At 73.3% G+C, this 18,517-nt stretch carries 19 protein-coding genes, 1 pseudogene and 1 riboswitch; of the genes and pseudogenes, 5 read left to right on the plus strand and 15 right to left on the minus strand.

Translation table 11 applies throughout. The features are described from left to right. Positions 1 to 298 precede the first annotated feature (298 nt). Both hisG and FHG89_RS31945 read right to left on the minus strand, forming a co-directional pair. Positions 299 to 1,144: an ATP phosphoribosyltransferase gene (gene hisG, locus FHG89_RS31940; RefSeq protein ID WP_139588105.1), complete on the minus strand. Its 846-nt coding sequence runs from the start codon at positions 1,142 to 1,144 to the stop codon at positions 299 to 301. A gap of 47 nt (positions 1,145 to 1,191) precedes the next feature. Then, positions 1,192 to 1,455, minus strand: a complete 264-nt coding sequence (locus FHG89_RS31945; protein WP_089016570.1) for a phosphoribosyl-ATP diphosphatase — start codon at positions 1,453 to 1,455, stop codon at positions 1,192 to 1,194. A gap of 133 nt (positions 1,456 to 1,588) precedes the next feature. On the opposite strand from FHG89_RS31945, the gene FHG89_RS31950 reads away from it, so the two are divergent. Genes FHG89_RS31950 through FHG89_RS31960 form a run of 3 tightly spaced genes read left to right on the plus strand, consistent with a single transcriptional unit; the run spans position 1,589 to position 4,040 of the window. Further along, complete coding sequence (locus FHG89_RS31950) at positions 1,589 to 2,452, plus strand: ABC transporter substrate-binding protein (RefSeq protein WP_139588106.1); 864 nt, start codon at positions 1,589 to 1,591, stop codon at positions 2,450 to 2,452. After that, positions 2,449 to 3,297, plus strand: a complete 849-nt coding sequence (locus FHG89_RS31955) for an amino acid ABC transporter permease (RefSeq protein ID WP_139588107.1) — start codon at positions 2,449 to 2,451, stop codon at positions 3,295 to 3,297. The genes FHG89_RS31950 and FHG89_RS31955 overlap by 4 nt, the downstream gene beginning before the upstream one ends. Further along, on the plus strand, positions 3,297 to 4,040 hold the full coding sequence (locus tag FHG89_RS31960; protein ID WP_139588108.1) for an amino acid ABC transporter ATP-binding protein: 744 nt from the start codon (positions 3,297 to 3,299) through the stop codon (positions 4,038 to 4,040). Before FHG89_RS31955 ends, FHG89_RS31960 begins: the two co-directional genes overlap by 1 nt. 71 nt (positions 4,041 to 4,111) lie before the next feature. Here FHG89_RS31960 and ribH read toward each other — a convergent pair whose 3' ends face one another. The 7 genes from ribH to rpe form a co-directional block, all read right to left on the minus strand. After that, complete coding sequence (gene ribH / locus FHG89_RS31965) at positions 4,112 to 4,612, minus strand: 6,7-dimethyl-8-ribityllumazine synthase (RefSeq protein WP_139588122.1); 501 nt, start codon at positions 4,610 to 4,612, stop codon at positions 4,112 to 4,114. A 2-nt stretch (positions 4,613 to 4,614) separates the two neighbouring features. Next, positions 4,615 to 5,877, minus strand: coding sequence for a bifunctional 3,4-dihydroxy-2-butanone-4-phosphate synthase/GTP cyclohydrolase II (locus tag FHG89_RS31970; protein ID WP_139588109.1), 1,263 nt, complete (start codon positions 5,875 to 5,877; stop codon positions 4,615 to 4,617). A 76-nt stretch (positions 5,878 to 5,953) separates the two neighbouring features. Continuing rightward, complete coding sequence (gene pnuC, locus FHG89_RS31975) at positions 5,954 to 6,643, minus strand: nicotinamide riboside transporter PnuC (protein WP_139588110.1); 690 nt, start codon at positions 6,641 to 6,643, stop codon at positions 5,954 to 5,956. Beyond that, on the minus strand, positions 6,643 to 7,260 hold the full coding sequence (locus FHG89_RS31980; protein ID WP_139588111.1) for a riboflavin synthase: 618 nt from the start codon (positions 7,258 to 7,260) through the stop codon (positions 6,643 to 6,645). The genes pnuC and FHG89_RS31980 overlap by 1 nt, the downstream gene beginning before the upstream one ends. 1 nt (position 7,261) lies before the next feature. Next, positions 7,262 to 8,323, minus strand: a complete 1,062-nt coding sequence (gene ribD, locus FHG89_RS31985) for a bifunctional diaminohydroxyphosphoribosylaminopyrimidine deaminase/5-amino-6-(5-phosphoribosylamino)uracil reductase RibD (RefSeq protein WP_139588112.1) — start codon at positions 8,321 to 8,323, stop codon at positions 7,262 to 7,264. Between the two features lie 159 nt (positions 8,324 to 8,482). Continuing rightward, positions 8,483 to 8,654: riboswitch (FMN riboswitch) on the minus strand. Between the two features lie 78 nt (positions 8,655 to 8,732). Then, positions 8,733 to 9,689 carry a GGDEF domain-containing response regulator gene (locus FHG89_RS31990; RefSeq protein ID WP_139588113.1) on the minus strand — a complete coding sequence of 319 codons (957 nt, stop codon included), beginning with the start codon at positions 9,687 to 9,689 and terminating at the stop codon, positions 8,733 to 8,735. A gap of 1 nt (position 9,690) precedes the next feature. Then, a complete protein-coding gene (gene rpe / locus FHG89_RS31995; RefSeq protein ID WP_139588114.1) occupies positions 9,691 to 10,371 on the minus strand; it encodes a ribulose-phosphate 3-epimerase in 681 nt (226 codons plus the stop codon). A gap of 253 nt (positions 10,372 to 10,624) precedes the next feature. On the opposite strand from rpe, the gene FHG89_RS32000 reads away from it, so the two are divergent. Together FHG89_RS32000 and FHG89_RS32005 are read left to right on the plus strand one after the other, a co-directional pair. Further along, entirely contained in the window at positions 10,625 to 11,515 is an 891-nt protein-coding gene (locus tag FHG89_RS32000) for a septum formation family protein (RefSeq protein ID WP_139588115.1), read from the plus strand. Positions 11,516 to 11,600: 85 nt separating this feature from the next. After that, the gene (locus FHG89_RS32005; RefSeq protein WP_139588116.1) at positions 11,601 to 12,491 is read left to right on the plus strand and encodes a septum formation family protein; all 891 of its coding nucleotides are present in this window, start codon (positions 11,601 to 11,603) and stop codon (positions 12,489 to 12,491) included. Between the two features lie 51 nt (positions 12,492 to 12,542). On the opposite strand, the gene FHG89_RS32010 is transcribed toward FHG89_RS32005, so the two are convergent. From FHG89_RS32010 to FHG89_RS32035, 6 genes and pseudogenes are all read right to left on the minus strand, one after another. Then, on the minus strand, positions 12,543 to 14,012 hold the full coding sequence (locus FHG89_RS32010) for an RsmB/NOP family class I SAM-dependent RNA methyltransferase (protein WP_139588117.1): 1,470 nt from the start codon (positions 14,010 to 14,012) through the stop codon (positions 12,543 to 12,545). After that, positions 13,967 to 14,893: a methionyl-tRNA formyltransferase gene (gene fmt / locus FHG89_RS32015; protein WP_139588118.1), complete on the minus strand. Its 927-nt coding sequence runs from the start codon at positions 14,891 to 14,893 to the stop codon at positions 13,967 to 13,969. Before fmt ends, FHG89_RS32010 begins: the two co-directional genes overlap by 46 nt. Positions 14,894 to 14,898: 5 nt before the next feature. Next, positions 14,899 to 15,459 carry a peptide deformylase gene (gene def / locus FHG89_RS32020; RefSeq protein WP_139588119.1) on the minus strand — a complete coding sequence of 187 codons (561 nt, stop codon included), beginning with the start codon at positions 15,457 to 15,459 and terminating at the stop codon, positions 14,899 to 14,901. Positions 15,460 to 15,504: 45 nt separating this feature from the next. Further along, entirely contained in the window at positions 15,505 to 16,773 is a 1,269-nt protein-coding gene (locus FHG89_RS32025; protein WP_139588120.1) for a cytochrome P450, read from the minus strand. Positions 16,774 to 16,861: 88 nt separating this feature from the next. Continuing rightward, on the minus strand, positions 16,862 to 17,845 hold the full coding sequence (locus FHG89_RS32030; protein WP_139588121.1) for an AAA family ATPase: 984 nt from the start codon (positions 17,843 to 17,845) through the stop codon (positions 16,862 to 16,864). A 241-nt stretch (positions 17,846 to 18,086) separates the two neighbouring features. Beyond that, positions 18,087 to 18,517: pseudogene (locus tag FHG89_RS32035) on the minus strand (primosome assembly protein PriA); the annotation flags it as partial.

The following is an 18,517-nucleotide window of genomic DNA, read 5'->3' on the forward strand; positions in this document are numbered from 1 at the left end:
GCCTGACCCCGCACGTCGCGCACCGCGCACCGCGCACCGCGCACCGCGCACCGCGCACCGCGCACCAAGATCCGCGCAACTTCGCTGATGTTGCTGCCTCCCGCGCCGCGTGACCCGCATCCATGCCGGGGGCGCACGCCAAGATCGCGCTCGATCCTGGATCGAGTGGCATCCGCGAGGCCGGAGGCCACTACTTCCTGGTTCGAGCGCGATCTTGCGGCGGCACCGGGCGCGAACCGTGGCGCGGGAGATCCACTCCAGGTACGCGATGTGTGAGTGTCCGCAGGGGCGGGGCCGGTCAGAGGCGACAGGCGTGGATGTTGGTGACCAGGATGGCGCGGGCGCCCAGCTCGTACAACTCGTCCATGATCCGGTGCACGTCGTCGCGGAGCACCATCGCCTGCACCGCCACCCAGCCCTCACGGTGCAGCGGCGACACGGTGGGTGACTCGATGCCCGGGGTGAGGCCGCTTGCCCGGTCCAGGAGGCCGGCCGGCACGTCGTAGGCGAGCATCACGTAGCGGCGGGCCACCAGCACGCCGTGCAGGCGACGCAGCAACTGCTCGGCCTGCTGGTGCGCGGGTGCGCCGGCGCGGCGGACCAGCACCGCCGAGGAGCGCAGCAGCGGCTCTCCGAAGACCACCAGGCCGGCCTGGCGCAGGGTGGCGCCGGTCTCCACCACGTCGGCGACCACGTCGGCGACGCCGAGGCGTACGGCGTTCTCCACCGCGCCGTCGAGGCGGATCACCTCGGCCTTGACGCCCAGGTCACCGAGGTGCCGCTCGACCAGCCCCGGGTACGCGGTGGCGATCCGGTGCCCGCCCAGGTCCTGCACGGAGGCGATGTCGTCGGGGCGGGCGGCGAAGCGGAAGGTGGCACGGCCGAAGGCGAGGTCGACGACCTCCTCGGCGGGTGCGGCCGAGTCGATCAGCAGGTCCCGGCCGGTGATGCCGAGGTCGAGGTCACCGGAGCCGACGTAGGTGGCGATGTCCTTGGGGCGAAGGTAGAAGAATTCGACGTCGTTGCCCTCGTCGCGGCAGACGAGGTCCTTGGGGTCGGTGCGCTGGCGGTAGCCCGCCTCGCGCAGCATCTGGGCGGCCGGTTCGGCCAGGGTGCCCTTGTTGGGGATGGCGACACGCAGCATGACGGAGTGCTCCTTCGATCCGGATGGCGATCAACGGGTGGGGGCACTCACAGATGTCGGTAGACGTCCTTGAGCTCCAGACCGCTGGCCAGCATCAGGACCTGGACCTGGTAGAGCAGCTGGGAGATCTCCTCGGCGGTGCGCTGCGGCCCCTCGTGCTCGGCGGCCATCCACGACTCGGCCGCCTCCTCGACGACCTTCTTGCCGATGAAGTGCACCCCCTTGTCCAGGGCGGCGACGGTGCCCGAGCCGGGGGTGCCCGCTGCGGCCTTGGCCTGCAACTCGGCGAACAACTCCTCGAACGTCTTCACGAGGAGCGATTCTTCCAGCCTCCCGGGTGACGTCCCGCCCCCGGGTCCGCCGGCATCCAGCAGACGGACAATTCCCTATCAGCATGGTGGGAAAATCTTCGATCGACGCCCATGGAGCTCTACGCTGTCCGCCATGGCCAGCAGCTCTCGTCTCTTCGCGCTCACCCTCGCCGGTGCCGTCGTCGCCGCCACCGCCGGGTGCGCGCCCCAGAAGGAGACACCGACCCCGAATGTCACAGCGCCGCCGTCCTGCGCGAAGGAGAGCCTGCCCACGCGTACGCCGGGCAAGCTCACCATCGCCACCGACCAGCCCGCCTACGAGCCGTGGTTCCGACAGGACAAGCCGGACAACGGCGAGGGCTTCGAGGCCGCCGTCGCGTACGCGGTGGCCGAGAAGCTGGGCTACGCCCGCGCCGACGTGACGTGGACCCGGGTCAAGTTCGACTCCGCGATCGCGCCCGGGCCGAAGACCTTCGACTTCGACATCAACCAGTTCTCCATCACCGAGGAGCGCAAGCAGGCGGTGGACTTCTCCGCGCCGTACTACCTGGTGCGGCAGACCGTCATCGCGCTGAAGTCGTCGAAGATCGCCGGTAGGACGTCGTTGGCCGACCTGCGGGACGCCCGGCTCGGCGCCCAGGTGGGGACCACCAGCTACCAGGCGATCACCGACGTGATCAAGCCGACCGCGAAGCCGCAGGTCTACAACAGCAACGACGACGCCAAGAAGGCGCTGCAGAACGGGCAGCTCGACGGTCTCGTGGTGGACCTGCCGACGGCGTTCTACATCACCGGCGCGGAGGTCACCGACGCGACGATCGTCGGGCAGGTGCCGCAGGTGGGTGTGCCGGAGGCGTTCGGGCTGCTGCTGGACAAGAACTCCCCGCTGACGTCCTGCGTGAGCGGCGCGGTCGGGCAGCTCAGCGAGGCGGGCACGCTGACCCAGCTGGAGCAGAAGTGGCTCGCGCAGGTGGCGGGGGCGGCCGAGCTCCGGTGACAGTGCTGGATCACATCCCCTCCGAGGCGCAGCTGCGGCGGGCGGCGTACCGGCGGCGGCAGACCGTCTACAGCGTGCTGGTGGCGGCGTCCTCGACGGCGGCGCTCGGCACGCTGCTGGTCGTCGCGGTGACCGGGGCGCCGGGCTGGGAGCGGGTGCGGCGGTCCTTTCTGGACCCGGAGATCGCCTGGGACGCACTGCCCGCGGTGCTGGCCGGGCTCTGGCTCAACGTACGGCTGCTGGTGTGTTGCGCGGCCGGCGCGCTGCTGCTCGGGCTGGTGATCGCCGTGCTGCGCACGCTGCGCGGGCCGATCTTCTTTCCGGTGCGGGCGCTGGCCGCCGGCTACACCTACACCTTCCGCGGCCTGCCGTTGATCATCGTGCTGTACCTGCTCACCCTCGGCGTGCCGGGGCTGCGTCTGCAGGGCATGCCGCCGGTGCTGGTGCTCGGCGGGCTCGCGCTGGTGCTCACCTACGGCGGCTACCTCGCCGAGGTGTTCCGGGCCGGCATCGAGTCGGTGCACCCCAGCCAGCTCGCCGCGGCCCGGTCGCTGGGCCTGACGTACCGGCAGACGATGCGGCACGTGGTCCTGCCACAGGCGGTCCGCCGGGTGGCGCCGCCGCTGCTCAACGACGTGGTGGCGTTGCAGAAGGACGTCGGTCTGGTCTCGCTCGCCGGGCCGATCGACGCGGTCCGCGCCGCCCAGATCGCCACCGCGCAGACGTTCAACTACACGCCGTACGTCGTGGCGGGGGTGCTCTTCGTGCTGCTCGCGATCCCGCTGATCGCGGTCACCGACTGGGTGACGCTGCGCTCGGCGCGTCGACAGTCGGGAGGCTCATGATGGCTCTGCTGCGCTGCCGGGGACTGCGCAAGGAGTACGCCGGCGCCGTCGTGCTCGACCGGCTCGACCTGACGGTCGCCGAGCATCAGGTGGTCGCGCTGATCGGCGCCTCCGGGTCGGGCAAGTCGACCCTGCTGCGCTGCGTGAACCTCCTCGACGACCTCGACGACGGCACCGTCGAGCTGGACGGCGAAGACATCTCCGACCCCCGGGTGGACGCCGACCGGGTACGCCGACGGATCGGCATGGTGTTCCAGGCGTACAACCTGTTTCCGCATCTGAGCGTGCTGGAGAACATCACCCTCGCCCCGCGTCGGGTGCACCGGCGGGCCCGCGCGGAGGCCGAGGCGCAGGCCCGCGAGCTCCTCGACCGGGTGGGGCTGGGCGACAGGGCGGACGCGTACCCGGACCGGCTCTCGGGCGGGCAGCAGCAGCGGGTGGCGATCGTGCGGGCGCTTGCCAACTCGCCCCGACTGATGCTGCTGGACGAGGTGACCTCCGCGCTGGACCCGGAACTCGTCGGTGAGGTGCTGGCGATGATCCGGGACCTGAAGGCCGACGGGATGACAATGGTGCTGGCCACCCATGAGATGGGTTTCGCCCGGGAGGTCGCCGACGAGGTCTGCTTCCTCGACGCGGGACGGGTCGTCGAGAGCGGCCCACCGGAGCAGGTGCTCGGCGAGCCGACGCAGCCCCGGACGAGGCAGTTCCTCCGCCGGATCATCGAGGCCGGCCGCCTCTGAGGGCCCGGCCGCCTCCGAGAAGGCCCGGCCGCCTCCGAGAGGGCCGGCGGACGGGACAGCCGGCGGACGGGTCAGCCGCCGAAGCCGACCCGCTGGGCGTTGCCGGCGGCCACGGTCCGGACGGCAAGCGCGGCGTCGAGCGCGGCGACGGTGGCCGACCAGCCCTTGTCCTCGGCCGAGCCGGGCAGCCCGGCCCGGTCCCGGGCCTGCTCGATGGTCTCCACGGTGAGCACCCCGTGGGCGACCGGCTTGCCCTCGTCCAACGCCACCCGGGTCAGCCCGTCGGTGACCGAACGGCAGACGTAGTCGAAGTGGGCGGTGGCGCCCCGGACCACCACGCCGAGCGCGACCACGACGTCGCAGCGGCGCGCGAGGGCCTGGGCGACCACGGGCAGCTCGACCGAGCCGGCGACCCGGGCGACCACGGCACGCGCCCCGCACGCCTCGGCGGCGGCGACCGCGCGCTCGAGCATGTGGTCGGTCAGCTCTCCGTGCCACCGGGCGGCGACCACCCCGACGGTCAGCCCCGCGGCGTCCACCGCGTCGACCCCCGGCTCACCGAAACCCGCCATCGTCATGCTCCGATCTCGTCGTTGGCGACGGGACGCCCCATCGGCGCCTCGGTCACCTCGCCCAACTCCAGCAGGTGACCCATCCGGTCCCGCTTGGTGCGCAGGTAGCGCAGGTTCTCCGGGTGCGCGCCGGCCGGCAGCCCCTCCCGGCCGGTGATGGTCAGCCCGTAGCCCTCCAGCCCGGCCCGCTTGGCCGGGTTGTTGGTCAACAGTCGCATCGAGCGCACGCCCAGGTCGTAGAGGATCTGCGCGCCGGTGCCGTAGTCGCGGGCGTCGGCCGGCAGACCCAGGTCGAGGTTGGCGTCCACGGTGTCGCGGCCCTGGTCCTGCAACTGGTACGCCTGGAGCTTGTGCAGCAGCCCGATGCCGCGCCCCTCGTGTCCACGGACGTAGAGCACCACGCCCCGGCCCTCGCGGGCGACGCGGGCCAACGCGGCGTCCAACTGGGGGCCGCAGTCGCAGCGCAGCGAGCCGAACACGTCCCCGGTCAGGCACTCGGAGTGCACCCGGACCAGCACGTCCTGGCCGTCGCCGAGGTCGCCCAGGACCATCGCGACGTGCTCGGCCGGGTCGTGCTCGGCGCGGTAGCCCAGGGCCCGGAACACCCCGTGCCGGGTGGGCATCCGGGCGTCGGCGACCAGCTCGACCTGCTTCTCGGTGCGCCGCCGGTAGGCGATCAGGTCGGCGATGGTGATCAGGGTGAGGCCGTGCTCGGCGGAGAACTTCTCCAGGTCCGGCAGCCGCATCATGGTGCCGTCGTCGTTGACCAGCTCGCAGAGCACGCCCGCGGGGCGCAGCACGGCGAGCCGGGTCAGGTCGACAGCCGCCTCCGTGTGCCCGGGGCGGCGCAGCACCCCGCCCTCGCGGGCGCGCAGCGGCACCACGTGCCCGGGGCGGGCCAGGTCGGTCGGGTCGGTCGCGGCGTCGGCGAGCAGCCGGCTGGTGTGCGCGCGGTCGGCCGCCGAGATGCCGGTGCTGACCCCCTCCCGGGCGTCCACGGTCACCGTGTACGCGGTGCCGCGCCGGTCCTGGTTGGTGTGGTGCATCGGCGGCAGGTCGAGTCGGTCGGCCTCGCTCTCGGTCAACGCCACGCAGACGTACCCGGAGGTGTGCCGCACCATGAACGCCATCAGCTCCGGTGTGGCCAGCCCGGCCGCGAAGATCAGATCGCCCTCGTTCTCGCGGTCGGCGTCGTCGACGACGACGACCGGCCGTCCGGCCGCGATCTCGGCGATCGCCTGCTCGATACTCCCGAAGGCGCTCATGCCGCCGCTCCGCTGCGCTCCGTGGCGTCGTGAGACACCGAGGGGCTGAGCCTGATGATTCGCTCGCTGCGCTCGCTCATGCGACGGCCTCCGTGTAGGTGGGCGTACGGGCCACGGCCGGCCGGGTGACGCGCGAGGTGCGCCACCAGGCGGCGAATCCCCAGGCGCAGAGGGCGCCGTAGATCAGGTACATGACGGCCGACGGGTAGAACCCGCCGCGCAGCAGCAGTGGCACACCTACCGCGTCCACGGCGATCCAGACCAGCCAGAACTCCACCCAGCCGCGGGCCATGCCGTACGTGGCCAGCAGGCTGCCGGTGAGGATCCAGGCGTCCGGCAGCGGGCCCCAGGAGCCCAGCGCGGCGAGCACCGGGTAGGCGGCGGCGGTGCCGACGGCGGCGGCCAGCAGCATCGCCAGTCGCTCCCGCCAGGTGGCCCAGCGCGGCAACACCGCGGCGTGCCCGGCGTCGGCGCGACGGTTGCGCCGCCAGCGGCACCAGCCGTAGACGCTCACCGCGAAGAAGAACACCTGCCGGCCGGCCTGCCCGTACAGGTCGTGCGCCTGCGGGGTGGCGAACACCCCGCCCAGGAAGACGGTGAGCAGCAGCGCGTTGCCGATCATGCCGACCGGCCAGGCCCAGACCAGCCGACGCAGCCCGAGCAGCGCGGAGACCAGCCCGAACGCGTTGCCGACGATCTCCCGGACCAGCACCGGCGACCCGGCGATCTGCACCTGGGCGTCGAGCAGCCAACCGAGGGTGCCCATCAGGCCACCCCGCCGGTCTTGGCGACGCGGGCGCCCAGCAGCCGCTCCACGTACTTCGCCAGCACGTCGACCTCCAGGTTGACCGGGTCACCGACGCCCTTCGCGCCGAGCGTGGTCAGCTTGAGGGTGGTGGGGATCAGCCCGACGGCGAACTCGTCCGCGCCCACCTCGGCGACGGTCAGCGAGACGCCGTCGATGGTGATCGAGCCCTTCTCCACCACGTACCGGGCCAGGGCGGCGGGCAGCCGGAAACGGACCGTCTCCCACTGCTCGGCCGGCTCCCGGGAGAGCACCTCCCCGACGCCGTCCACGTGGCCCTGCACGAGGTGCCCGCCGAGCCGGCTGCCCAGGGCGGCGGCCCGCTCCAGGTTGACCGGGTCGCCGGCGCGCAGCGCGCCCAGCGCGGAGCGGCGCAGCGTCTCGCCCATCACGTCGGCCGTGAAGACGCCGTCGGCGACGTCCACCACGGTCAGGCAGACGCCGTTGACGGCGATGGAGTCGCCGTGCCGGGCGTCGGAGGTGACAAGCGGGCCGCGTACGGCGACAAGCGCCGAATCGCCCGCCGTCGCCGTCACCCGGACGACCTCGCCCATTTCCTCGACAATGCCGGTGAACATGTCAGCCCTCCCTCTTACGGGGCAAAGCGGTGATCCGGAGATCCGGACCGACCTGCGTAACGTCGACGAACTCCAGATCGATGGCCTCAGCGATGGTCGTCACTCCCGCGTCGAGCAGGGCGGTGGGGCCGGCGCCGAGCAGCCGGGGCGCGACGTACCCGATGATCTTGTCGACCAGACCGGCGGCGAGGAACGCGCCGGCCAGCCGGGGGCCGCCCTCCAGGAGCACCGCGCGGACGCCGCGCTGGTGCAGCGCCGCCAGCAGCGCCGGCAGGTCGACCCGGCCATGCGGGTCGGCGCCGACCTCCGCGGCGGTCGCGATCCACGTCCGGGCGGCGCCGTCGCGGACCCGGGCGTCGGCCGGGGTACGCCCCGAGCTGTCCACCACCACCCGCAGCGGCTGCCGGATGGCCAGGCTGCCGTCGCGCAGGTTGCGGGCGGTCAGCCGGGGATCGTCGGCGAGCACGGTGCCCACCCCGGCGAGGACCGCGTCGACAGTGCCGCGCAGCGCGTGCACGTCGATCCGGGCCGCCTCCGAGGTGATCCACATGCTGGTGCCGTCCGCCGCGGCGGAGCGCCCGTCGAGCGTGGCGGCGTACTTCCAGATGACGTACGGCCAGCCCCGGCGCATCGAGGTCAGCCACGCGACGTTGCCGGCCTCGGCCTCGTCGCCGCGTACCCCCAGGTCGACCCGGACCCCGGCGGAGCGCAACGTGGCGGCGCCGCCGGAGGCGACCGGGTTGGGGTCGGGCACGGCGATGACCACCCGGGCCACCCCGGCCTGGACCAGCGCGCTACTGCAGGGGCCGGTGCGACCGGTGTGGTTGCAGGGTTCCAGAGTGACGACGGCGGTGCCGCCCTTGGCGCGCTGCCCGGCCTGGGCCAACGCGACGATCTCGGCGTGCGGCCCACCGGCGTAGGCGTGGAAGCCCTCCCCGACGACCTGCCCGTCCTCGTCCAGCAGCACGCAGCCGACCACCGGGTTCGGGCTGGTCGTGCCGAGCCCCCGTGCGGCCAGCTCGATCGCACGCCGCATCGCCTCGTCGACGGAGACGCTGGCCATCGCCCTTTCCCGCCCTCTCACTCGCCGGTCCGCGCGCGGGCGGTCAGGGAGGCGGCATGGGCCGCGGGCAGGCGGTGGCGGATTCCGGGTACGGCGGGGCCGCCCCGGGGGGTCGGCGCGGCACGCTGAAGCCAGCGGCCGGGCGGACCCGTCCGTCCCGCGCGCTGTCTCCCATCCGGACTGTCTGGGCGCGGACGAACCGCCCCCAACCGTCGGCCCCGGAGTTTCACCAGGTCCACCGGGCGGCCGAAACCGTCCGGGTCGCGGGCTGACCACGGTCGGACCGTGGATCACCGCCGGTTCGGAATTTCACCGAGTCCCGCCAGCGCGTGGTGGGTACTCCGCAGTCTTACACGCCGAACGCGGTGTGTCCTTATCCAGGCGAGCTAGTTCACAGCGGGATCACGCGTCAGGTGACGCCGCGCCGCCGGTCCACCGCCACGTACGACCCCGGCTGGCTCTTGGCGACCGTCTTCATCTCCGAGGCCACCGCGATGGCCTCCAGGGGGTCGGTGAACCGCTTGCCGGCGTCGGAGAGGGAGACACCGATCGAGAGGGTGACCAGGGCGGCCCGGCGGATGGTGCCACGCCGGTCCTTCAACTCCACGAAGCCCCGCTCCCGGTCGGTCGGGTCGTAGAGCGTGTCGGCCGACTTCTCGAAGTCGACCACCGCCCGGGAGGTCAGCGGGCGAACCTGGTCCGGGGTGCAGACGATGACGAAGTCGTCGCCGCCGACGTGGCCGAGGAAGGCCGGCGGCAGACCCACCGCCACCACGGCCCGGTGCAGGCTGCGGGCCAGCGCGGAGATGAAGTCGTCGCCGCGGACGAAACCGTACCTGTCGTTGACGCTCTTGAACCGGTCGATGTCGATGTAGCCGACCGCGTAGTCCACCCCGTTGCGGACCCGGTCGCTGATCTCCCGGCGGATCCGGCTGTTGCCGGGCAGCCCGGTCAGCGGGGACACCTCCCGGAACTCCTTGTTGCGGCGCAGCGTCGACGAGACCCGGGCCACCAGCTCGGCCGTGTCGAACGGCTTGACCAGGTAGTCGTCGGCGCCGGCGCTGAGCCCGTGCACCTTGTCCACGGTCATGCCCTTCGCGGTCAGCATGATCACCGGCAGGGCGGAGGTCATCGGGTCGGCGCGCAACCGACGGGTCAGCTCCAACCCGTCGATCCGGGGCATCATGAGATCGACCACGGCCAGGTCGGGCCGCTGCCGTTCGATGACCTCCAGTGCCTCCTGGCCGTCGCTGGCGTGGATCACCTCGAAGCCGTGCAGCCGCAGGTTGAACTCGACGAAACGAGCGATGTCCTCATCGTCGTCGACGACGAGGATGATGTCCTTACGGTCGACGTCGGGGTCCACCTCAGGCCCCGGGAGCCGCGCGTTCCGCGAGTGCCCGCAGGTGCCGTACGGCCTGGGCCGGATCGGCGGCGCCGTACACGGCGGTGCCGGCCACGAACGCGTCGGCGCCGGCGGACGCCGCCTGCTCGATGGTGTCGGCCGCGATCCCGCCGTCCACCTCGATCCGCAGCTCCAGGTGCCCGGTGTCGACGTGCCGGCGGGCGGTGCGGACCTTGTCCAGCAACTGGGGGATGAACCGCTGGCCGCCGAAGCCCGCCTTGATCGTCATGATCAGCAGCGTGTCGAAGCTGGGCAGCAGGTCCAGGTACGGCTCGATAGGGGTGTCCCGGTCGATGGCCAGCCCGGCCTTCGCGCCGGCCGAGCGCAGATCCTTGGCCAGGGCCACCGGGTCGTCACACGCCTCGGCGTGGAAGGTCACGTTGTACGCCCCGGCGTCGGCGTAACCGGGGGCCCAGCGACGCGGGTCCTCGATCATCAGGTGCACGTCGAACGGCATCTCGGTGACCGCCCGCAGGCTCTGCACCACCGGCAGACCGATGGTCAGGTTCGGCACGAAATGGTTGTCCATCACGTCCACGTGCAACCAGTCCGCGGCGTCCTGGACGGCGCGGACCTCTTCGGCGAGGCGGGCGAAATCGGCGGCCAGGATGCTCGGCGCGACGATCGGCGGCGGTACGGTCACGAGGCCAGTGTACGAACGCGGCCACCCGCCGCCCGCATCGCGGCACCACCTCGGACGCGCTGTGACCCGGCAGTGACCAGTGGTGCAGAATTGGTCGATCCGGACCGGTGAATCCGGACGAACAGACATCAGCTACTGGCCGATCGACGGAAACGCGACGACACTCCAACCGGGACGGTGCCGTAGGCTGCACGCCCGCCGGGGTCTCGCCGCGGGGCGCGGTGACCGGCCGCCAGCTCCCGGGAGGCGGACGATGCGACGGTGGCTCGGAGTGCTGGCGTTGGTCTGCGTCACGACGGTGCTGCTGACCGGCTGCGGGCCGGCGCGGGGCGCGGACGGTGACCTGACCGACGACTGGCCCGGACTGGGCGCCCCTCAGCCGTTCACCCCGGCCACCGACACCTGCCTGCCGCGCATCACCTCCATCGTGCAGGCCAGCACGTACGAGACGGTGGACTGCGCGCGCAGCCACCTGGCCGAGGCGATCCACGTCGGCGCCTTCACCGGCCCCGCCGCGTCGGCCAGGACCCGGCCCGGGCCGGGCTCACCGGCGCTGCGCGCCGCCCGTGGCGAGTGCGACCAGCGGGCCCGGGAGGTGCTCGGCGGCGACTGGCACACCGCACGGCTCAGCCTGTCGCTCGCGCTGCCGTCCGCGCCCGCCTGGGCCGGCGGCGCGCGCTGGTTCCGCTGCGACCTGAGCGAGACCGACAGCATCGACAACACCCGGCCGGTGAACCGCAGCGGCAGCCTGCGCGGGGCGCTGATCGGCGACGCACCGCTGACGCACCGCTGCTTCGACCCCAAGCTGATCGGCGACAACCTCAACTACATGGCGCCGGTGCTGTGCACCGAACCGCACCGGGCCGAGTTCGTCGGCGTCTACACCGAGCGCGACATGAGCTGGGCCGAGTTCACCCGCTCCGCCGAGCAGGCGCACCGCCGCTGCATGGCCCTGATCGCCGCGTACGCCGACGTGCCGAACAACGCCGACCTGCCGTACCGGGCCGGGTCCATCTACTACCCACCGTCGCAACGGGAGTGGGAGGAGGGTGACCGGGGCGTGCGGTGTTTCCTGTGGAGCGACGACCGCAAGCTCACCCGTTCGATGCGCGGCGTCGGCCCCGAGGGACTACCGGCGATCTGAGCATCGGTGCCGTATGCTGCTGCGCCGTGGCGCTACCGACCGGCCGAGGGGTCGACCGGAGGCCAGCGGCGGCGGGAGGTCGGAGATGCGACGGTGGTTGACGGCGGTTGCCGGGGGCGCGGCGGTTGCCCTGGCGCTCGCCGGATGTGGCGCGCCGGCCGGGGTCGACCGCAACCTCACCGACGACTGGCCCGCGCCCGTCGCGGCGCAGCAGTTCGTCCCCGCCGCCGACGTCTGCCACCACTCCTCGCAGCAGGTCGGTTTCCTGACCGGCTACAACCCGACGTCGTGCGCCGAGGCGCACCGGGTGGAGACCCTGTTCGTCGGCACCCTCACCGGTAAGGGCGCGGAGCGCGGCACTCCCCCGCCACCCGGCTCGGAGGGGATGCGGGCCGCGCAGGCCGGCTGCGACAAGGAGGTCAACAAGGCCGTCGGCGCGGACTGGCGCTCCGGCCGGCTCGGCCTGACCGTCGTCCTGCCGTCCGCGCCCGCCTGGGCCGGCGGGGCCCGCTGGTACCGCTGCGACGTCACCGAGATCGCCAGCATCGACGACACGGCCGTCGACCTGCGCACCGGCAGCCTCCGCGGGTCGTTGACCGGGGCGGCGCCGTTGGCGTACCGCTGCTTCAACCCCAAGCTCGTCAAGGACGACATCGACGAGATGGTCGCGGTGCCCTGCACCGCCAAGCACCACGCCGAGTTCGTCGGGATCTGGCAGGCACCGGACATCAGCTACGCCGAGTTCACCCGCACCACGAAGCGGACCCACCGGGCCTGCCAGACGATGACCGCGAAGTTCGCCAAGGTGCCGGACAACTCGCAGCTCGACTTCCGCGCCGGGACGATCTACTACCAGCCGTACGAGCAGGAGTGGAAGAACGGCAACCGGGGTGTGCAGTGCTTCCTGTGGATCAGCGACCGGGATCTGACCCGTTCGCTGCGCAACGCGGGCACGAAGGGCCTCCCGGTCACCTGACCGGCGGGGCATGACCGCACCCGGCCGGGCCCGGCCGGGTGCGGTGTCGCGTCAGCCCTTGCGCAGGACGGCGAGGAACATCGCGTCGGTGCCGTGCCGGTGCGGCCAGAGCTGCACTGTCGGACCGTCGCCGAGGCCTGGCATACCGGCCGGCAGCAGCGGTCGGGCGTCGACGAAGTCCACCGACACACCGCTGCGGCGGGCCGCCTCGGTGACCGTCACGTGCGTCTCGACGGTGTGCGGCGAGCAGGTGACGTAGGCGACAATCCCGCCCGGACGGACCGCCCGCAGCGCCGCGCCGAGCAGCTCACGTTGCAGCCGGGTCAACGGCGGCAGGTCGGAGGGCTGGCGACGCCAGCGCGACTCCGGCCGGCGGCGCAGCGACCCCAACCCGGTGCAGGGAGCGTCCACCAGGACCCGGTCGAAGTGCCCCTCGGGCAGCTTCGGGTCCGCGCCGACCTCACGGCCGTCGGTGGCCAGCACGGTCACCGGCAGCCCTCGGGTCGCCTGGGAGACCAGCCGGGCCCGGTGCTCGGCCACCTCCACCGCGGTCACCCGGGCGCCACGCTGCGCGGCCAGCGCGCCGAGCAGCCCGGCCTTGCCGCCGGGACCGGCGCACAGGTCCAGCCAGCGCCCGTCCGGGCCGTCCAGCGGCGCGTCGGCCAGAGCGACGGCCACCAGCTGGGAGCCCTCGTCCTGGACGTGGGCGCGGCCGTCCGCCACCGCCGGCACGTCGCCCGGCGCGCCGCCGGGCAGATAGACGGCGTACGGCGAGAACGCGCCCGGCGCGCCGCCGACCTGGTCGGCCAGCTCCACCGGGTCGATCAGGCCGGGTCGGGCGCACAGGTGCACCGGCGGCCGCTCGTTGTCCTCGATCAGGAGGCGGGCCGTCTCACCCAGATCACCGTCGAGCGCCTCGGAGAAGGCCCGCACGATCCACTGCGGATGGCTGTACGCGACCGCCAGATGCCCGACCGGGTCGGTCTCCATCGGCGGGGCGAGCTTCGCCACCCAGCCGTCGGAGTCGCGGGTCGACACCTCCCGCAGCACCGCGTTGGCGAACCCGGTGGCGCCCGGCGCGACCGCGCGGACCAAATCCACGGTCGAGGAGACGGCGGCGTGCGGCGGCACCCGGGTGTGCAGGAGCTGGTACGCCCCGATCCGCAGCGCGTCGCGGACCGGCGGGTCGATCCGGGCCACGTCCCGCCCGGCCGCGTCGGTGAGGATCGCGTCCAACGTGCCCAGGTGACGCAGGGTGCCGTAGGTCAGCTCGGTGGCGAAGGCCGCGTCCCGGCCGTACAGCCCCTCCTCGCGCAGGATGATGGGCAGCACCAGGTTGGCGAACGCGTCGTCGCGGTGCACCGCCGCCACCGCCTCGTACGCCGCACGGCGCGGGCGGTCCATCGGCGGTCGTACCGGCCGACGGTCCCCACCGCGACCGGCGGAACGCGGCGGGCGGGTCCCCTCCGGGGCCGTCACGCGAGGTCCTCGCCGGCGCCGACGCGGACGCCCCGCGCCCAGTCGGTCGCCGACATGGCCCGCTTGCCTGCGGCACGCACCTCGCCGAGGCGCACCGGCGCGGTGGCCGTACCGGCCAGCACCCGGGCCTTCTCCACAAGCAACTCCCCCGGCTTCAACTCCGGCCCGTCGGGCACCGGCACGACCGGGCCGAGTTTCACCCGCTCGCCCCGGAACGTCGTCCAGGCGCCCGGCGCGGGCGTGCAGGCCCGGATCCGGCGGTCCACGGCGAACGCCGGGTCGGCCCAGCGCACCCGGGCGTCGTCCACGGTCAGCTTCGGCGCCAGCGACACCCCGTCGGCGGGCTGCGGCTCGGCGCGGGCGGTGCCGTCGGCGATCGCGTCGAGCACCGCCACGAGCAGCCCGGCGCCGGAGTCGGCGAGCCGCCCCAGCAGGTCGCCGGACGTGTCGGCGGGGCGGATCTCGTCGGTCAGGGTGCCGTACACCGGGCCTGTGTCCAGGCCCTGCTCCAGCTGGAAGACGCTGGCCCCGGTCAGCTCGTCACCGTGCAGGACGGCGTGCTGCACGGGCGCGGCGCCCCGCCAGGCCGGCAGCAGCGAGAAGTGCAGGTTGATCCAGCCGTACCGGGGGATCTCCAGGGCGGCCGGCGGCACCAGCGCGCCGTACGCGACCACCGGCACGCAGTCCGGTGCCAGCTCGCGCAGCCGGTCGAGGAACTCCGGATCACGGGGGCGGGCCGGCGTGAGCACCTCCACGCCGTGCTCGTCGGCCCACTCGCCCACCGGGGAGCGGGACAGGCCGCGTCCACGCCCGGCGGGCGCGTCGGGTCGGGTGACCACGGCGACCAGCTCGTGCCGGGAGGCGGCGACAGCGGCCAGCGCGGGGACGGCGACGGCCGGCGTACCGGCGAAGATCACACGCATCCGGGTCACCGGCCCAGACCGAAGGGGCTGCCCGCGCCGTGCGGGTTGACCTTGACCACCGGTGGGGCGGCCGGGTCGTACCACTCGGCCTGACGGATGGCCTTCATGGCCTCCTTGCGGCCGGCGGAGTCGAGCCGGTCCAGGAAGAGCACACCGTCGAGGTGGTCGGTCTCGTGCTGCACGCAGCGGGCCATCAGGCCGGTGCCGACGATCTGCAACGGGTCGCCGTAGCCGTTGAAGCCCTTGGCGATGACGTTCTGGCGGCGCTTGGTGTCGAAGTAGAGCCCGGGGATGGACAGGCAGCCCTCCGGGCCGTCCTGCTCCTCCTCGTCGGGGAACTCCAGGACCGGGTTGACCAGGTGCCCGAGCACGTCGTCGACCTCGAAGGCGAACACCCGCAGGCTCACACCGAGCTGCGGGGCGGCCAGGCCGGCGCCGTTCTGCTCACGCATCGTGTCGGTGAGGTCGGCGATGAGCCTACGCAGCTCGACGTCGAAGTCGACCACCGGATCGGCCGGCGTGCGCAGCACCGGATCCCCAAAAAGACGGATGGGCTGGACGGTCACGCGGGACGGCTCCTTCATGGGTGGGACGGGCGGTGCCGTACCAGTCTACGGAGTACCCGGGCGCGCACCGGCCGCCGCACCTCGATCGGCCGGCGCCGGTGTGCCAAGCGTCACCAGCAGGCTCTCGTAGCCGCGCAGGGTCAGCCGGGTCCGGTGCCGGGGCGGCTCGGCCAGGGCCAGCTCGGGCAGCCGGCGCAGCAGCATCGGGAACGCCAGTTGCGCCTCCAGCCGGGCCAGGCCGGCGCCGAGGCAGTAGTGCGGGCCGGCGCCGAAGGACAGCGGGTGCGCCTGCTCGCGGGTCGGGTCGAAACCACCCGGGTCGGAGAACCGGCGCGGGTCGCGGTTGGCCGCGCCGAGCAGCAGCAGCGCCGAGCTGCCGGCCGGCAGGTCGAGGCCGCCGCAGCGGACCGGCGCGGTGCTCGTCCGGGTGGTCAACTGCACCGGGGAGTCGTAGCGCAGCAACTCCTCGACGTACGCCGGGGCGAGCCCGGGGTCGGCGCGCAGCGCGGCGGCGGCAGCCGGGTGGCGCAGCAGCACGACGAGGCCGTTGCCGAGCAGGTTGGTGGTGGTCTCGAACCCGGCCACCAGCAGCACCACCAGGTTGGCCAGCAGCTCGTCGCCGGTGAGCCGGGCGCCGTCGGCGTCGTGCACCTGGACCAGGGCGGTGGTCAGGTCGTCGGCCGGCGCCCGGCGGCGGGCGACGATCAGCTCGACGAAGTAGTCGCGCAGCTCGGCGGCGCCCGCGTCGGCGACCGCCAGCTCCTCGGTGGTGATCTCCGGCTCCAGCACGCCGGTCAGGTCACCGGCCCAGCGCCGGAACAGCGGCCGGTCGGCCGCCGGCACGCCGAGCAGCGCGCAGATCACCCCGACCGGCAGCGGGTACGCGAAGTCGGCCAGCACGTCGACCGGGCCGCCGCCCTCGGCGCGCTCGACAATCGCGTCGATCAACTCCTCGGCCTGCGCCCGCACCACGTCGCGCATCCCGGCGATCCGGCGCGGGCTGAACGCCCCGGCGGCGAGCCGACGCATCCGACTGTGGTCGGGCGGGTTGGTCCGCAGCATCGACCGGGCGATCGACGACACCGCGGGGCTCTGCCGCCAGTTCGGCCACATCTGGTCCCGCAGCGCGTCGTCGAGCACCCCGAGCCGGGGGTCGCGCAGCAGCTCGTCGACCTCCGGGTAGCCGGTCACCACGTACAGGCCGGGCAGCGCCTGCACCACCGGCCCGTGCGCGCGCAGCCGCTCGTACGTCGGATAGGGGTCGACACGCCCCTGCGGCGACATGAGCAGTGTGAGCGCCTCGGCAGCCTCCATGACCGGCCTCCCCCGTCGATGCGTCGAAGGCTCCATCATGCCCACGCCGCCGGCGCCCGGCACCCCCCGGGCGAGAGTCGACGTCGGCTCAGGCGCTGACGCTCGGGTCCCCGGCGAGCACCGCGTCGCCGCCGAGCAGGGCGGGCTCCGGCAGCGGCAGCTGGATCCGGTGGGCCGACTCCCAGTCGTAGACCAGGCCGGGACGCACCTGCGCGGCGAAGTAGTCGATGGCGTTCATCCCGCCCACCACCGGCTCGTCGACCTCCGCGACGAGCTGGGCCGGGACGAGGGAGAAGCCGCTCTGCAGGGCGGCGCTGAGCCGGCGGTGTCCGTCGACGACGAAGAAGTACTCACCCGTGAAGCCGATCTTCAACGGCTCCAGCCCCTCGTCACCGGCCTCGGCGACCTCCCCGACGAACTCGGTGTCCCACAGTCCGCGCAGCGTGGCGATGTCCTCGGTCGGGTAGACCCGGGCCGGGTCGAGCAGCAGCAGCGGCGGGCCGTCGCGCAGCACCTCGGCGCCCAGCTTCCCCTCGTACGCGGCGATGATGTGCTCGATCACCTCGGCGGCCGAGGCGCGGGTGGTGTCGCACACCAGGTCGTAGTTGCGCAGGCGGGCCTTGTCCACCCCGTACCGGACGATGAACCGGTTGCGCTCGCTCTCGCTGCGCTCGCGGAGCTTGGCCTTGGCCTCCTCCAGCGAGGCGTAGCTCTCCGCCGGCCCGGAGGGGCGGGCGAGCACCCGGCGGGCCGCCTCACCCGGCTCGGTGATCATGTGGACCTTCAGCGCGTCGGTGAAGAAGTGCCAGGCCAGCCGCGAATCCATGATCAGACTCTCGCCGGAGGCGGCGATGTCCCGCTGGAGCTGGTCGACGTAGCCGTCGACGGCCTGGTCCAGCTCGGCGTGCAGGTTGAGTTGCAGGGCGGTCATCTGCCGCTGCTGCGCCATCTCCCGGTAGAGGTCACCCACGCTGACCCGGCGCATCCCGAGCCGCTTGGCGATCTCCACCGACACGGTGCTCTTGCCGCTGCCGAGGTCGCCGTTGAAGACGATCGATTGTCGAACGGTCACGACTGGTCCACCCCTGATAACCGGCTGTTTGACATCATCGACATCGCGTCCGACCGACGCGTTCCCGCCACCGTCGCCGTCCTGCGGCGCTCCGGCCCGGCGCTTCCGACGCCGCACCGCAACCAGGAACCGTCGTACGCCCGGGCATGACGGGCGATGCTACCACCCGAACGGCAGCGCTTTGCCGGACGCGGTGTGCGGACGCCGCCCTCGCGGAGCAGGTCGGGGGCGGCCGGACCGGTCAGAACAGGCTCAGCGGATCGACCTGGAGACGGACCGGATCGGCGGCCTTGCGGGCGGCCCGCGCCCCGGCGGCCGAGTGCAGCGCCTCGGCCAGCGCGGCGGCCCGGGCCCGGGGCACCCGGACGAGCATCCGCTCCCGGCCCTCGTCGGCGGGCACCGGCCCGAGCACCTCGGCGTCGACGGGCAGCCGGGCGGCCGCGAGCAGGTTGGCCACCGCCTCGGCCGGGCCGGTGACGCTGGCCATCCGCACCGCCGGGGGGAAGCCCAGCTCCCGGCGCTCGGCCAGCTCCCGGCCGGCGAACCAGGCCGCGTCCCAGCGCAGCAACGCCTGCACCGGGGCCAGCGCGCCGTCGGCGACCACCACCACCCGGCCCGCCGGGGCCGGCCGGGCCAGCGCCGCGGCGGCCAGCCAGCGCCGCAGCGCCTCCT

The sequence above is a fragment of the Micromonospora orduensis genome (assembly GCF_006228125.1).
Lineage (GTDB): Bacteria > Actinomycetota > Actinomycetes > Mycobacteriales > Micromonosporaceae > Micromonospora > Micromonospora orduensis.